The sequence below is a fragment of the Streptomyces sp. NPDC028298 genome (genome assembly GCF_055565895.1).
On the sequence record NZ_JBVHTL010000001.1, the window covers coordinates 489,654 to 503,156 of the forward strand.

The 13,503-nt window shown below is 71.7% G+C and carries 12 protein-coding genes; 6 read left to right on the forward strand and 6 right to left on the reverse strand.

What is annotated here, in order from left to right; genetic code table 11:
• Window positions 1-164: 164 nt before the first annotated feature.
• From pgm to ACZ4TO_RS02290, 6 genes are all read right to left on the reverse strand, one after another.
• Window positions 165-1,805: a phosphoglucomutase (alpha-D-glucose-1,6-bisphosphate-dependent) gene (pgm, locus tag ACZ4TO_RS02265; protein WP_382780138.1), complete on the reverse strand. Its 1,641-nt coding sequence runs from the start codon at window positions 1,803-1,805 to the stop codon at window positions 165-167.
• A gap of 172 nt (window positions 1,806-1,977) precedes the next feature.
• The gene (locus ACZ4TO_RS02270) at window positions 1,978-2,973 is read right to left on the reverse strand and encodes an MASE1 domain-containing protein (protein ID WP_468023167.1); all 996 of its coding nucleotides are present in this window, start codon (window positions 2,971-2,973) and stop codon (window positions 1,978-1,980) included.
• A 124-nt stretch (window positions 2,974-3,097) separates the two neighbouring features.
• A complete protein-coding gene (locus tag ACZ4TO_RS02275) occupies window positions 3,098-3,928 on the reverse strand; it encodes a PP2C family protein-serine/threonine phosphatase (RefSeq protein ID WP_382780132.1) in 831 nt (276 codons plus the stop codon).
• A gap of 136 nt (window positions 3,929-4,064) precedes the next feature.
• Window positions 4,065-6,245, reverse strand: coding sequence for an MMPL family transporter (locus tag ACZ4TO_RS02280; protein ID WP_468023168.1), 2,181 nt, complete (start codon window positions 6,243-6,245; stop codon window positions 4,065-4,067).
• An 87-nt stretch (window positions 6,246-6,332) separates the two neighbouring features.
• A complete protein-coding gene (locus ACZ4TO_RS02285; protein WP_468023169.1) occupies window positions 6,333-7,109 on the reverse strand; it encodes a hypothetical protein in 777 nt (258 codons plus the stop codon).
• Window positions 7,106-7,726: a TetR/AcrR family transcriptional regulator gene (locus ACZ4TO_RS02290; RefSeq protein WP_382780124.1), complete on the reverse strand. Its 621-nt coding sequence runs from the start codon at window positions 7,724-7,726 to the stop codon at window positions 7,106-7,108. Before ACZ4TO_RS02290 ends, ACZ4TO_RS02285 begins: the two co-directional genes overlap by 4 nt.
• A gap of 266 nt (window positions 7,727-7,992) precedes the next feature.
• On the opposite strand from ACZ4TO_RS02290, the gene ACZ4TO_RS02295 reads away from it, so the two are divergent.
• From ACZ4TO_RS02295 to ACZ4TO_RS02320, 6 genes are all read left to right on the forward strand, one after another.
• Window positions 7,993-8,928 carry an ABC transporter ATP-binding protein gene (locus ACZ4TO_RS02295; RefSeq protein WP_385048009.1) on the forward strand — a complete coding sequence of 312 codons (936 nt, stop codon included), beginning with the start codon at window positions 7,993-7,995 and terminating at the stop codon, window positions 8,926-8,928.
• On the forward strand, window positions 8,925-9,773 hold the full coding sequence (locus tag ACZ4TO_RS02300) for an ABC transporter permease (protein ID WP_382780120.1): 849 nt from the start codon (window positions 8,925-8,927) through the stop codon (window positions 9,771-9,773). Before ACZ4TO_RS02295 ends, ACZ4TO_RS02300 begins: the two co-directional genes overlap by 4 nt.
• Before the next feature lie 150 nt (window positions 9,774-9,923).
• Complete coding sequence (locus tag ACZ4TO_RS02305) at window positions 9,924-11,288, forward strand: sensor histidine kinase (protein WP_468023170.1); 1,365 nt, start codon at window positions 9,924-9,926, stop codon at window positions 11,286-11,288.
• Window positions 11,285-11,965, forward strand: a complete 681-nt coding sequence (locus tag ACZ4TO_RS02310) for a response regulator (RefSeq protein ID WP_382780115.1) — start codon at window positions 11,285-11,287, stop codon at window positions 11,963-11,965. Before ACZ4TO_RS02305 ends, ACZ4TO_RS02310 begins: the two co-directional genes overlap by 4 nt.
• A 51-nt stretch (window positions 11,966-12,016) precedes the next feature.
• Window positions 12,017-12,457, forward strand: coding sequence for an OsmC family protein (locus ACZ4TO_RS02315; protein WP_385048002.1), 441 nt, complete (start codon window positions 12,017-12,019; stop codon window positions 12,455-12,457).
• A 207-nt stretch (window positions 12,458-12,664) separates the two neighbouring features.
• Window positions 12,665-13,141: an ATP-binding protein gene (locus tag ACZ4TO_RS02320; protein ID WP_468023171.1), complete on the forward strand. Its 477-nt coding sequence runs from the start codon at window positions 12,665-12,667 to the stop codon at window positions 13,139-13,141.
• The last annotated feature ends 362 nt before the right edge of the window (window positions 13,142-13,503 follow it).

Sequence of the window (13,503 nt, forward strand, 5' to 3'; positions counted from 1 at the left end):
TCTCCGTCCGCTCGGCCGTCCCGCCCGCCGGGACGGCCGGCGACGACGCGAACCGGCCGGACAGGCCCCGGCACCCGCCGTCGGCCGGGGCTTCCGGATCCGGCTCTACGAAGCGCGGTTCGGCATGACCGAACCGCCCCGCGACTCCGTCGTGTCCGGCACGGTCAGCCGGACAGGGCCGCGGAGACCACCGCCTTCGCCTCGTCCTGCACCCGGCGCAGGTGATCGGTCCCGAGGAACGACTCCGCGTAGATCTTGTACACGTCCTCGGTCCCCGACGGGCGGGCGGCGAACCATGCGCTCTCGGTGGTCACCTTGATGCCGCCGATGGGCGCGCCGTTGCCCGGCGCCTCGGTGAGGACCGCGGTGACCGTCTCCCCGGCGAGGGTGTCGGTGGTGATCTGCGCGGGTGACAGCTTGGCCAGGAGGGCCTTCTCCTCGCGCGAGGCCGGGGCGTCGATGCGCTCGTAGGCCGGCTCACCGAAGCGCGAGGTGAGCCCGGCGTAGTGCTCGGAGGGCGTCTTCCCGGTGACTCCGGTGATCTCGGAGGCGAGCAGGGCGAGGATGATGCCGTCCTTGTCGGTGGTCCAGACCGAGCCGTCGCGGCGCAGGAAGGAGGCGCCCGCCGACTCCTCTCCGCCGAAGCCGAGGGAGCCGTCGACCAGCCCGTCCACGAACCACTTGAATCCGACGGGCACCTCGACCAGTCGGCGGCCGAGGTCCGCGGCGACCCGGTCGATCATGCCGGACGACACCAGGGTCTTGCCGATCCCCGTCCCGGCGGGCCACTGCTCCCGGTGGGAGTAGAGGTAGGCGATGGCGGCGGCGAGATAGTGGTTGGGGTTCATGAGGCCGCCGTCCGGGGTGACGATCCCGTGCCGGTCGGCGTCGGCGTCGTTGCCCGTGGAGATCTGGAAGCGGTCCCGCTGTTCGATGAGCGAGGCCATCGCGTAGGGCGACGAGCAGTCCATCCGGATCTTGCCGTCCCAGTCCAGCGTCATGAAACGCCAGGTGGGGTCGGTGAGCGGGTTGACCACGGTCAGGTCCAGCGCGTGCTGTTCGGCGATGCGCCCCCAGTAGGCGACCGACGCCCCGCCCAGCGGGTCGGCGCCGATGCGGACTCCGGCCGCCCGGATCGCGTCCAGGTCCAGCACCTGCGGGAGATCGGCCACGTAGGTGCCGAGGAAGTCGTGACGGCCGGTGCCGGGCGCGGCGAGCGCGCGGGCGTAGGGGATACGCCGTACGTCCTTGAGGCCGTCCCTGATGAGTTCGTTGGCCCGGTCCTGGATCCAGGAGGTCGCCTCGGAGCCCGCCGGGCCGCCGTTCGGGGGGTTGTACTTGAAGCCGCCGTCGGCGGGCGGATTGTGGGAGGGGGTGACGACCACACCGTCGGCGAGGCCCGCGGAGCGTCCCCGGTTGTACGTGAGGATGGCGTGCGAGACCGCCGGTGTGGGCGTGTAGCCGTCCGCGCTGTCGAGGAGCACGGACACGTCGTTGGCCGCGAACACCTCCAGGGCGGTGACCTTCGCGGGTTCCGAGAGCGCGTGGCTGTCGGCGCCCAGGAAGAGCGGGCCGTCGATGCCCTGGCCGTCCCGGTACTCGCAGATGGCCTGGCTCGTCGCCGCGATGTGGTCCTCGTTGAACGCGGTCGCCAGGGACGAGCCGCGGTGTCCGGACGTGCCGAAGGCGACGCGCTGGCCGGGTTCGGCCGGGTCGGGGTGGAGCGCGTAGTACGCGGTGACCAACCGGGCTACGTCGACGAGGTCCTCGGGGCCGGCCGGACGGCCCGCTCGCTCGTGCTGCATGTACCCGCACCTCCACGTCGGTGGTTCTTCGCTGGTGGTCTCATCCTTCCCCACCGGGCCGTACGACGGCACGGTGCCGTCGGGGCAGCCGGAAGGGGCGCCGGACCGCGTCCCTCGGGATTGCGGTCGGGCGCCTGCGGAACAGGGCGGCAGCGGCGCTGGTGTCCCGCCGTCAAGCGTGGCCGTCCTCCTCCACGGGAGGCGGTCTGGGCGTGGGATTCCCGGCCGTCAGATGTTCGAGGACCTCCACCAGTTCCTGGCAGGCCAGTTCGACGGAGCGTCTGGTGTTGCGCTGTTCGGTGATGACGGCGGACAGGAGGAGGGCCGTCAGCGCCATGGTTCCGTTGAAGGCCTGGAGTTTGATCATGACTTCGACATGGCTCAGCCGGTGGAAGGGACCCACCTCCTGCGTCGCCGCGACGGTGGCCATGACGGAGGCGAAGAGGGCGCACACCAGGCTGCCCGCGAGCTCGAACCGCAGGGCCGCCCAGATCAGCAGCGGATAGACCAGGAACAGCATGCTGATGGAGCTGCGGGTGGCGACCGGCACCAGGACGGCGGCCGCGAGGAGGATGAGGGCGGCCTCCTTCCACCGTGACAGGCCCACCGGCGCTCGTATGGCGTACAGCATCAGGATGACCGGGGTGACGATGAGGACGCCCATCGCGTCGCCCACCCACCAGGCCAGCCAGACCGGCCAGAAGTCGCCCAGGGCCAGTTTGTCCGTCACCACCAGCACGCCGACGTCCGCGGTCGCGCTGATCGTCATGGCGCCCAGCGCGGCCAGGAAGACCAGGGCGAGACCGTCGCGGAACCGGCTCAGATCCGTGCGGAAGTGCACGGCGAGCAGCAGGAGGTAGGCGCAGACCGGCGCGATCGTGTTGCCCGCGACGATGCCCGCCGCGGAGGGCTGGAGCGTGGAGAACGAGGAGAGGGACAGGACGACCAGGAGCGCCCCGATCGCGATCCCGAGCCACGCCCGGATCCCGAGGAGCAGCAGGGCGGCCACCGCGACGCCGCTGGGCGGCCAGATGGGTGTGAACACAGCGCCTTCGACCGTGAGCCGCCGCATGAGTCCCAGCCGTCCTGCTCCGTAGTAGCAGGCGGCGATCACCAGTGTCTGAAGGGCGAAGACGGCCGGTCGGCGCATCTCCTGTGTAGCCACCACAGAGCCATCAGACACCGCCGGGGCCCTGTCGGCGAGGCGAGGCCGCGGTGGTCGCCCGTGACGGCGGGCGCGGCCCACGCGGTCCCAAGGAGGTCCCGTCAGGGAAGCCGGACGGCCTGTCGGGTCACCGGAGCGGGACGGTGGGCGCGCCGTGGCGGACCACGAGGACGGCCGCGTCGTCCTCGTGCCCCACGCGTTCGGCGCCCTTGATGACGCGGGCGGCCAGGGAACCGGCCGACAGGCCCGCGACGGCGGCGACTCCGGCGAGCCGTACGACCTGGTCGAGTCCTTCGTCCACGTGCATCGAGGGACCCTCGACGACACCGTCGGTCAACAGGACGAAGACGCCGCCGGTGGTGAGGCGGTGCCGGGTCACCGGGTAGCGCATCCCGGCCTCGATGCCGAGTGGTGGGCCGCCCTCGTCCTGGGTGATGCCGGCCTTTCCGTCCGCCGACGCCCAGACGCAGGGTATGTGCCCGGCCCGCGCGCTCTCCAGCATGCCGGTGGCGGGGTCGAGGCGCATGAAGGTGCAGGTGGCGAAGAGGTCGGAGCCGATGGACAGGAGGAGGTCGTTGGTCCGGGTGAGGAGCTCCCCCGGGTCCCCGGCGACGGAGGCCAGGGCCCGCAGGCCGACCCTGACCTGCCCCATGAACGCGGCGGCCTCGATGTTGTGGCCCTGCACGTCGCCGATGGACAGACCGATGCGTCCGTCGGACAGCCGGAAGGCGTCGTACCAGTCGCCGCCCACGTTGAGGCCGTAGCAGGCGGGCGCGTACTGGACGGCCACGTCGAAACCCGGGGCGGAGGGCATGTCGCCCGGAAGCATGCCGCGTTGCAGCGCGATGGCCAGTTCGACCTGTGAGCGCTGGAACTCCGCGCGTTCACGTGCCTGGGCCGTCAGCGATCCGAGCCTGGTGAGCAGCTCGTCGTCGTCGGTCGGCAGCTTGCGGGTCATCGACCACCCCGGAGGAAAGGCCACACATGAGAGAAATGTCAACAAATCGCCACTATCGGATGATAGCGACCGCGGCGGCTCGACCCCGCATCGACCTCGCTCGGCGGCTCCCCGACCGGGAGCCGCGCCCCCGGCGTCAGACGGTCCAGTTCGGCAGCCGGCGCTCCAGCCATTCCGGCAGCCACCAGTTGGCCCGCCCCATCAGGAACATGAGCGACGGTACGAGGACGAGGCGTACGACGGTGGCGTCGAGGACGACACTGATGGCGAGGCCGAGGGCGAGCATCTTCACCACGACGGCCGGTGAGCCGGTGAAGGACAGGAACACGGCCGTCATGATGAGCGCGGCGCAGGTGATGACCCGCCCGGTGAGCGAGAGGCCGGTGCCGACCGAGCGCTCGTTGTCACCGGTCGCGTGCCACTCCTCGGCGATGCGCGAGAGCAGGAAGATCTCGTAGTCCATCGACAGGCCGAAGACGATGGCGAACATCATCATGGGGACGTAGGACTCGATCGGCACGGGCTCGCCCAGGCCGAGCAGGCCGTCGCCCCAGCCCCATTGGAAGACGGCGACCAGGACGCCGTACGACGCGCCGGTCGTGAGCAGGTTCAGGGCGACCGCCTTGAGGGGGATCACCAGGCTCCGGAAGACGACCGTCAGGAGCAGGAACGCGGCGACGAGCACGATGCCGATGATCAGGGGCAGGCGTTCGGTGACCGTGTCGCGGAACTCGAGCTGGCCCGCGGTGCTGCCGGTCAGGTGCCCCGTCGTGCCGGTGCCTTCGAGGGTCCGGGGCAGGGCGGTGTCGGTGAGGGTGGCGAACAGGGTTCCCGTGTCGGCCGACTGGGGGCCGGTGGCGGGGACGACGGTGGTGACGAGGATCCTGCCGTCCGGGCTGGTGCGCGGGGGTGTCACGCGGGCGACGCCGTCCGTCCCCGTCAGCCCGTCGGTGACCAGGTCCGCGACCCGGTCGGCGGACACGGTCGCGTGGGTGAGGTCGACGACCAGGGTGAAGGGCCCGTTTGCACCCGGCCCGAAGCCGGGACCGTCGGCGTCGGCGATCCAGTCGTAGGCGTCGCGGGTGGTGCTGCCCGCCGGGTCCGCGCCGTCGTCGATGTGTCCGAGGCGCATGGAGAACAGGGGTACCGAGCAGAGGACGACGACTGCGAGTCCGGCGGTGAGGAACCGCCACGGGTGCCGGGCGACCAGGCGCGCGTAGCGGTGCCATCCGTCGTGGTCACCGGAGCTCTCGGCGACCGGCCTGCGGCGGACACGGAGTACGTCGACGCGGCGGCCCACGAGTCCCATGGCCGCGGGCACCAGGGTGAGCGCCGCGGCCGCCGTGACGACCACCGCGACGGTGGCGGCCAGCCCCAGCCGCCCGATCATGGTCAGACCGCAGGCGTACAGGCTGAGCAGGGCCACGGCGACCGTGCCTGCGGCCACCAGAACCGCCTTGCCGCTCACGGCGGTCGTGCGGCCGACCGCCGTACGGGGATCGTCCCCGTCGATCACGTACTGACGGAACCGCGTGATCAGGAAGAGGGCGTAGTCGATGCCCACGCCGAGCCCGATCATCGTGGCCAGGGTGGGGGCCGAGGTGGCGAAGGTGAGCGTGCCGGCCACGATGCCGACCACCCCGAGGCCGACGCCGACGCTGATCAGGGCGGTGACCAGCGGCATGAGGGCGGCGGCGACACTGCCGAAGGCGAGCAGCAGCACGATCAGCGCGGCGCCGACGCCGGTCGCCTCGGCGAGGGCGTCGTCGGCGGGGGCGCGCACGATGTCGTGCAGGTCGCCTCCGTAGCCGACGCCGATTCCCGCGTCCCTGGCGGGAGCCGTCGCCTCGTCGAGCCGCTCGGTGTAGGCGTGGCCGAGGGACTTCAGCTTCCGGTCGAAGGACACCGCCGTGTAGGCGGTCGCGCCGTCGGTGCTGGTCACCGGTGCGGCGACGGCGGTGACATGGGGCAGACCCTTCAGACGGCCGAGCGTCTCCTCCACCGCGGCGGCGTGGTCGGACACCGTGCCCGAGTCGACGTGCAGGACGACCTTTCCGCCGGCCGCACCCGCCGCGGGGTCGGACCTCGCCAGCAGATCGGCGCCGCTGCTCGCCTGGCTGCCGGGGAGGGTGACCTCGTCACCGAAGGTCGCGCCGACCGCGTGCCGGCCGGCGAACGCCGCCGCCAGCACCACCAGCCAGGCGGCGATCACCCACACGACGTGACGCGCGCAGAAGGCGCCCGTGCGGTGCAGGGCGGACGGCCGGGGCGCGACGGGAAGCGGCGCCAGGGACAGCGGGGCAGGGGGAAGGGACACCGCGCCTCCAGAAGAAGTGACAGGGCTGCCACAACTTAACCGGGAAGATGACAGTGCCGTCAATTGTCATCCCTGCCACTTTTATCGTCAGCTCTCGGCCTGCCCCTTCGCCGACGCACACGCGGAAGCCGAACCGGTTACGCCCGCCGCGTTCACCGCCTGCCCCGCACGGGCGGGTGCCACGGTGAAGTCCAGGACGAGACCGGCGCCTTCGGCGTGGGCGCCGACGAGCGCGGTGCCCCGGGGCAGCTCCTTGATCTCGACGGTGCGCGGCTTGAGCCGGGCCGCGAGTCCCCCGGCGCCCGGCAGCGCGGACAGCTCCGACACCGGGACCTCACGGCCGAGGACCAGGACGCTCTTCGGGGTGATGGTGAGGCTGTGGGACGTGGTGGACAGGGTGGTGGCCACCGTGACGGGCAGACCGGTGGCGCCCGCGGAGCCCGTGAGGGTGAGACGGGTGCCGTCCGTGCCCGTCTTCAGCCCCTCGGTGCCGGCGCCGCCCCGGAGACCGGCAGTGTGGTCGAGCGCGGCGTAGGCGATGGTGGCGGTCGCGGTCCCGCCGGAGGTGGCACCGCCGGTCGACACGTCCCGCAGGTGCGCGTCGACGTCCATGTCGGTGCCCTGGCGGCGCACGCCCTCGGCGCTGACGTGGACGGCGCCGACCGTGCCGGTGAGCGCCTTGAGTCCGGCCAGGGTGTCGTCGAGGTCGACCCGCACCCCCTTGGTCGTGCCGAGGCGGCACGCGGCGGTCTCCGCGACCCGGCCCCGCACCTTGTGCTCCACGAAGAGATCGGTGGTCACGGCTGCCGCGACCACCACGGTCAGACCTATGGCGGTGACGGCGTAACGACGGCGACGGTTCACGAGGGAGTGGCTCCGATCATGGTCAGGAAGGTGAAGGCCTGCGGGAGCAGCCGGTCGGGTTCGACGGGAACTCCGGCCGTACGGCGGTCGCGCAGGGTCCGCAGGACGGCCCGCGCGGCGCCCAGCGCACAGTTGGCGATGACGGCGGCCCGCAGGTCGGCGTCCGGCTCCTCCGCGGGGAGGCGCTCCAGGACGAGCGCGGTCAGACGTGCCTCGAACTGCTGGAACTGACGGGACAGACCCTCGCGCGCCTGTTCGCGGATCTCGCCGAGCGGATGGGCGAGGGCGGTCAGGCTGCTGGTGGCGAAGTAGGAGACCGCGTCCGTGATGGCGCCGCAGGCCGCTTCGAGCGGCGTGTCGCTGTCCGGCCGGGCCAGGAACGCCTCCTCTATGCGGGCGAAGAGTTCGATCCCGTCCGGGAGGAGGAGCGCTTCCTTGCTGTCGAAGTAGCGGAAGAAGGTCCGCTCCGACACGTTCGCCTCGGCGGCGATGTCGGCCACCGTGGTCTGCGCGAAACCGTGCTCGGCGAAGAGCCGGCCGGCGGCCTCGCGCAGCCCGCGCCGGGTCTCTTCCTTCTTGCGCTCGCGCAGACCTGGCTTCTCGGTTCTCTCTGGCATGGTGACACCCTCACCACCGGCGCCGGGCCTGTCAATTGTCACCCCTGCCATTTCGGCGCACAGGGTTCCCGCACCGTCGGCGCGTGGTTGAGGGAGCCGCCCCTGACCCTTCCGGTCATCCGAACGCCGTAGCGGGGTGATACCGCGGTACTACGCGCCCCACCCCAACCGAGCTCTCCGGTACCACGGTTCCGGCGCGGACGTCTCCTAGCGTTGTGGGTGAGCAGTCAGGTGGGGGGCCTGCCCCCGAAAGCAAGGGAACTTCGATGATCGAGGCACAACAGCTGACGAAGCGGTACGGGGAGAAGACGGCGGTGGACCAACTGGACTTCGTCGTGAAGCCCGGCACCGTCACCGGCTTCCTGGGCCCGAACGGCGCGGGCAAGTCGACCACCATGCGCATGATCGTCGGACTGGACGCACCGTCCGGCGGCAGCGTCACGGTCAACGGCAAGCACTACGCGCAGCACAGCGCCCCGCTCCAGGAGGTCGGCGCGCTGCTGGAGGCCAAGTCCATCCACCCGGGCCGTTCCGCTTTCGACCACCTCATGGCTCAGGCCTACACCCACGGCATTCCGCGCCGCCGGGTGGAGGAGGTCATCGAACTGACCGGCCTTCAGTCCGTGGCCAAGAAGCGCGCGGGCGCCTTCTCCCTCGGCATGGGCCAGCGCCTCGGCATCGCCGCGGCCCTCCTCGGCGACCCGGCCACGATCATGCTCGACGAGCCGGTCAACGGACTGGACCCCGAGGGCGTGCTGTGGATCCGCAACCTGCTGACCGGACTCGCGGCGGACGGCCGTACGGTCTTCGTCTCCTCGCACCTGATGAGCGAGATGGCACTCGTCGCCGACCACCTGATCGTCGTCGGGCGAGGCCGTCTGCTGGCGGACACCACCGTGCGTGAGCTCGTCCAGCAGGCCGGCGGCGACACCGTCACCGTGGCGTCCGACCAGGCGTCCCGGCTGCGCGACGTACTGGCCGGTCCCGGCGTCGAGATCACCGGTACGGCCGGCTCCGAGGAGCTCCAGGTGACGGGTCTGTCCGCACGGGCCATCGGGCTCAAGGCCGCCGAGCACGGCATCGCGCTGTTCGAGCTCAGCTCCCGGACCGTCTCCCTGGAGGAGGCGTTCATGGACCTGACCCGCGACGCCGTCGAGTACCACGCCAGCGCCACCGTCGAGGCCCCCGGGAGGGCGGCATGAGCACCGTCACCGTCACGGACAGCCCCGCGCCCGTCCCCGTACGGGCGGCCCGTCCGGAGTACAAGGTCACCGGACGCCGGGTGCTGCGCTCCGAGTGGGCGAAGCTGTGGTCCCTGCGTTCCACGTGGATCACCCTCGGCCTCGGACTGCTGTTCCTCGTCGCGTTCGGTGTCATCGCCGCCGCGCACTACAAGTCCGAGCTCAATTCCGGGCGCCCGCTGCACCGGGACGACGTCGCGGCCACCGCGCTCAGCCTCTCCGTGTTCGGCACGAACTTCGCCCAACTGGCGCTCGGCGTGCTGGGCGTGCTGATCACCGCGGGCGAGTACTCGACCGGCATGATCCGCTCCACCCTGGCCGCCGTGCCGCGCCGCCTGCCGGTGCTGTGGTCCAAGGCCTCGGTGTTCGGGCTGGTCGCGCTGGTCGTCGCGACCGTCGGCGTCTTCGTCGCCTTCACGATCGACAGCGGTATCGTCTCGGGCACGCCCGCGGCCCTGACCCTGTCCCACTCGGGCGTGGTCCGCAGTCTCCTGGGCGCGGGCCTCTACCTCGGTCTCGTCGGCGTGATCGGCACGGCCCTGGGCGCGCTGCTCCGCTCGGTCGCCGGCGGCATCTCCGTCCTGGTCGCCTCCCTCATGCTGGTGCCCGGTCTGATCTCGCTGCTGCCCAGCTCGTGGCAGGACAACATCAGCCCGTACCTGCCCAGCAACGCGGGCGAGTCGATGTTCGCGCTGACCCACGACGCGACCTCGCTGTCCCCCACCGCCGGACTGGTGGTCTTCCTCGGCTGGACCGTGCTGGCGCTGGCGGGCGCCGCCTACCGGCTGGTCCGCACGGACGCCTGAGGCCCCGCACCGGCACAGCACCCGCACCCCGGGCGCCACCGCGAAGAACCCGCGGTGGCGCCCGTACGAGACGACAGGGAGGCGCGTACGAGGACGCGGCCGGACCCACAATGAACAGGTGACACCCATGAGCGCGGACCAGTGACTCCCATGAACATCGACGACACCACCCCGCGCGTGCCGGCGGAGGACCCGCCCTTCGCGGAGGCGGAACTGCCGTGGAACCACCCGCTGGCCCGTGCGCTGTCCCGTGTCGGCCGCCGGCTCAAGCGGGGCGACCGCCGGCATCCCTGGATCCTCGACGCGGTCGTGACGGCTGTCGTGGCGCTGCTGTTCTGCCTGCCGGACCTCGTGCACGACGGCGACGGCGACGGCAGGCACCATCCGTTCGACACCGAGTTCACCCACCTGACCCTGCCGGGCACGCTCGCGCTCCAGGCCGGACTGGTGCTCCCGCTGCTGTGGCGGCGCAGGAGGCCCTTCCTCGCCTTCGCGGTGATCACCGGGGTGCTCATCCTCCAGCTCGCGCTGGGCGTCTGGCTGCGCGCCGACGTCGCCGTCCTCATCGCCCTGTACAGCCTGGTCCTGCACGGAGAACTGCGGCGGCTGCCCCTGGCCTGCGCGGTCACCGCCGGCGCGATGGGACTGGTCGCCGTGCGCCTGCCGTCCGGCGTGCACGTGCTCGACGCGCTGTTCTTCCTCTTCAGCACCATAACCGCGGCGGTCGCGCTCGGTCTCGCCGTCCGGATCCGGCGCGGCCAGCTCGCCGTCCTGCGGGACCGCGCGACCCGGCTGGAGGTCGAACGCGACCAGCGCAGCAGACTGGCCGCGGCCGCCGAACGCACCCGCGTGGCCCGCGAGATGCACGACATCGTCGGCCACAACCTCTCCGTCATCATCACCCTGGCCGACGGCGGCGCGTACGCGAGCGACCTCGCGCCGGAACGCGGCAAGCAGGCCCTGCTGCTCATCGGGGACACCGGGCGGCAGGCGCTCGGCGAACTGCGCCGCATGCTCGGCGTTCTGCGCGAGCAGACCGTGGCGCCCAGCGCGCCCGAGCTGAGTCCGCAGCCGGGGATCGGGGACCTCGACGCCCTGTGCGAGCGGATCCGGGCCGCCGGGCCGGTCGTGGTCCTGCGCAGCAGCGGCGAACTGGGCGGCCTGGACCGCGGCGTCCAGCTCGCCGTGTACCGCATCGTCCAGGAGGCCCTCACCAACGCCCTCAAGCACGCAGGGCCCGAGACACGCGTCGATCTCAGGGTGAGCGTCGAGGAGACGCTCCTGCACATCGACGTCCACGACACCGGCCCGCGCCCCGGCACCGTGCGCTCCGGGCCGCACGACGACGAAGGACACGGGATCCCCGGTATGAGAGAACGCGCGGCCCTTTACGACGGGACGGTCGTCGCGGGACCGGCCCCCGACGGCGGATGGACCCTGCGGGCCACCCTCGATCTCACCCCTCCGGACGGGACCGACCTCGCTCCCCCGGCCGTCACGGGCGGTGCCGCGTGACCAGCGTGCTCATCGTCGACGACCAGCCGCTCCAGCGCCTCGGCTTCCGCATGCTCCTGGAGAGCACTCCGGACACCGATGTCGTCGGCGAGGCGTCCCACGGCGGCGAGGCCGTCCGCAGGGCCGCCGAACTGCGCCCGGACGTGATCCTCATGGACGTACGGATGCCCGGCATGGACGGCATCGAGGCCACCCGCCGGATCGTCGCCTCCGGCGGCCGCTCCCGGGTGCTGATCCTGACCACGTTCGACCTGGACGAGTACGCCTACGCCGCGCTGCGCGCCGGTGCCAGCGGGTTCCTCCTCAAGGACGCCCACCCGGAGGAACTGCTTGCCGGGATCCGGGCGGTGGCCGGGGGCGACGCGGTGATCGCCCCCGCCCTGACCCGGCGTCTCCTGGACGCGTACGCCCGGCATCTCCCGCACGATCCCTCGGGCAACGCCAGGCCGCAGGACGACCCGCGCCTCCAGGCCCTGACCGAGCGCGAGTACGAGATCTTCGTGGCGATCGGCGAGGGGTGGAGCAACAGCGAGATCGCCGAGCGGCTCGTCGTGGCGGAGTCGACGGTCAAGACGCACGTCGGCCGCGTCCTGTCGAAGGTGGGCGTCCGCGACCGCGTCCAGGCGGTCATCCTCGCCTACGACTTCGGTGTCGTCCGGCCGAATCCGCCCGACTGACCCGGGGCCCATCCGAGGCGGACGGCGCGGCGCGACATTAGGGTCGGCGGTATGACTGACGACACTCTGCGCCGCGTCACCGTCGAGCGGACCGGCACCGGGCACTTCACCGCGACGAACGCGCGGGGCGGGACGATCGACTTCGGCACCGGCTCGGGAGACGGCGGGGAGGAGCGGTTCACCCCGGTCGAACTGCTGCTCGCCGCCATCGGGGGCTGCACCGCGGCCGACGTCGATGTCGCGACCGCCCGCCACGTCGAGCCCACGCTGTTCACCCTGACCGTGACCGGCGACAAGATCAGCGACGAGCTCGGGAACCGGATGACCGGTCTCGCGGTCACGTTCTCGGTGGCGTTCCCGGACGGCGAGGAGGGCGACCGCGCCCGCGCCATCCTGCCCCGCGCCGTCAAGACCTCGCACGACCGGCTCTGCACGGTCAGCCGCACGATCGAGGCCGGCACTCCCGTCTCCGTGACGGTGGACGAGGCCTGAGCCTCCCGACCGCGCCGGGCCGGGTGCCCGACCCTGATGCCGGTCGGTTCCGGGACCGCTTCCGGAGACCCCTCACCGAGACCGCTTTCGGGCACCCCCTTCAGCACTCCTTTCCGGCTCCGCGGACGAATGCGCGGCCGGATGGAGTGAAGCCGGATTTCCGGGGCAGACGGCGAACGTCGAAGAGGTGGACGCGGGACGGATCGTATGGGCCAGCAGGTGAGCGAAGCAGGACAGCAGGGACAGCGGGGTGCACTGATCGAGGCCTCAGTCGCGTACGACGGTGATTCCGCGTGCATCGCCCAGGCGCGGGCGTTCACCCGTGACTTCCTGACGCAGGTGCAGGCGGTCGCCGGGCTGCCCGTGTCCGGACGGGTGATGGGCATGGTCCCGCTGGTGGTCAGCGAACTGGTGACCAACGCGGTCAAGTACGCGGGCGGCCCCTGCCTGTTGACGCTCGAGGTCGACCAGGGCGCCGTCAAGGCCACCGTCTGGGATTCCGACCCGACGCTGCCGGTGGCCCGCGCCGCCGAGGCGGGCCGCGTCGGCCAGCACGGGCTGGAGATCGTCATGGCCGTGTGCCATGCCTTCGAGGTGCGCCGGGAGCCCGTCGGCAAACGGATCACCGCCGTGGTGACGTTGGCCGACACGCCGGACAGTGACATGAGTCACTCCACCCCCTGACGCGCCCCCGCGTCACCGGTGCGCCGGCCGTCACAAGACGGCGCGTGCGAAATCCCCTTGGGCGGCCTCTCGATGCCGCCGCGACACCCTCGCGAACCCTTGACGGGCTCCTGACGAGCCGAAACGAAATCGTGTCGCGTCACCACGGCCTGTGTGCGGGACAATGGTGAGTTCGCGGATCCCCTTCGACAGGAAAACGGGTGGTTAACACAGTGCGGCAGGCAGGTGTACTAGACGTCGGGTGTCACAGCGCTCTGCTCACCGTGGGGGGGGGGGGAGGGGGGGGGGGAGGGGGAGAGGTCAATGCACACAGCGAAGAGCACACTCGTACAACCAGAAGCGCACCACCACAACACACACAC

Excerpts from the sequence above, each read along its gene's own strand:
- ACZ4TO_RS02290 (WP_382780124.1), bottom strand. The coding sequence starts at position 7,726 with ATGCCAGAGAGAACCGAGAAGCCAGGTCTGCGCGAGCGCAAGAAGGAA.
- ACZ4TO_RS02320 (WP_468023171.1), top strand. The coding sequence starts at position 12,665 with ATGGGCCAGCAGGTGAGCGAAGCAGGACAGCAGGGACAGCGGGGTGCA.
- ACZ4TO_RS02295 (WP_385048009.1), top strand. The coding sequence starts at position 7,993 with ATGATCGAGGCACAACAGCTGACGAAGCGGTACGGGGAGAAGACGGCG.
- ACZ4TO_RS02300 (WP_382780120.1), top strand. The coding sequence starts at position 8,925 with ATGAGCACCGTCACCGTCACGGACAGCCCCGCGCCCGTCCCCGTACGG.
- ACZ4TO_RS02305 (WP_468023170.1), top strand. The coding sequence starts at position 9,924 with ATGAACATCGACGACACCACCCCGCGCGTGCCGGCGGAGGACCCGCCC.
- pgm (WP_382780138.1), bottom strand. The coding sequence starts at position 1,805 with ATGCAGCACGAGCGAGCGGGCCGTCCGGCCGGCCCCGAGGACCTCGTC.
- ACZ4TO_RS02275 (WP_382780132.1), bottom strand. The coding sequence starts at position 3,928 with ATGACCCGCAAGCTGCCGACCGACGACGACGAGCTGCTCACCAGGCTC.
- ACZ4TO_RS02315 (WP_385048002.1), top strand. The coding sequence starts at position 12,017 with ATGACTGACGACACTCTGCGCCGCGTCACCGTCGAGCGGACCGGCACC.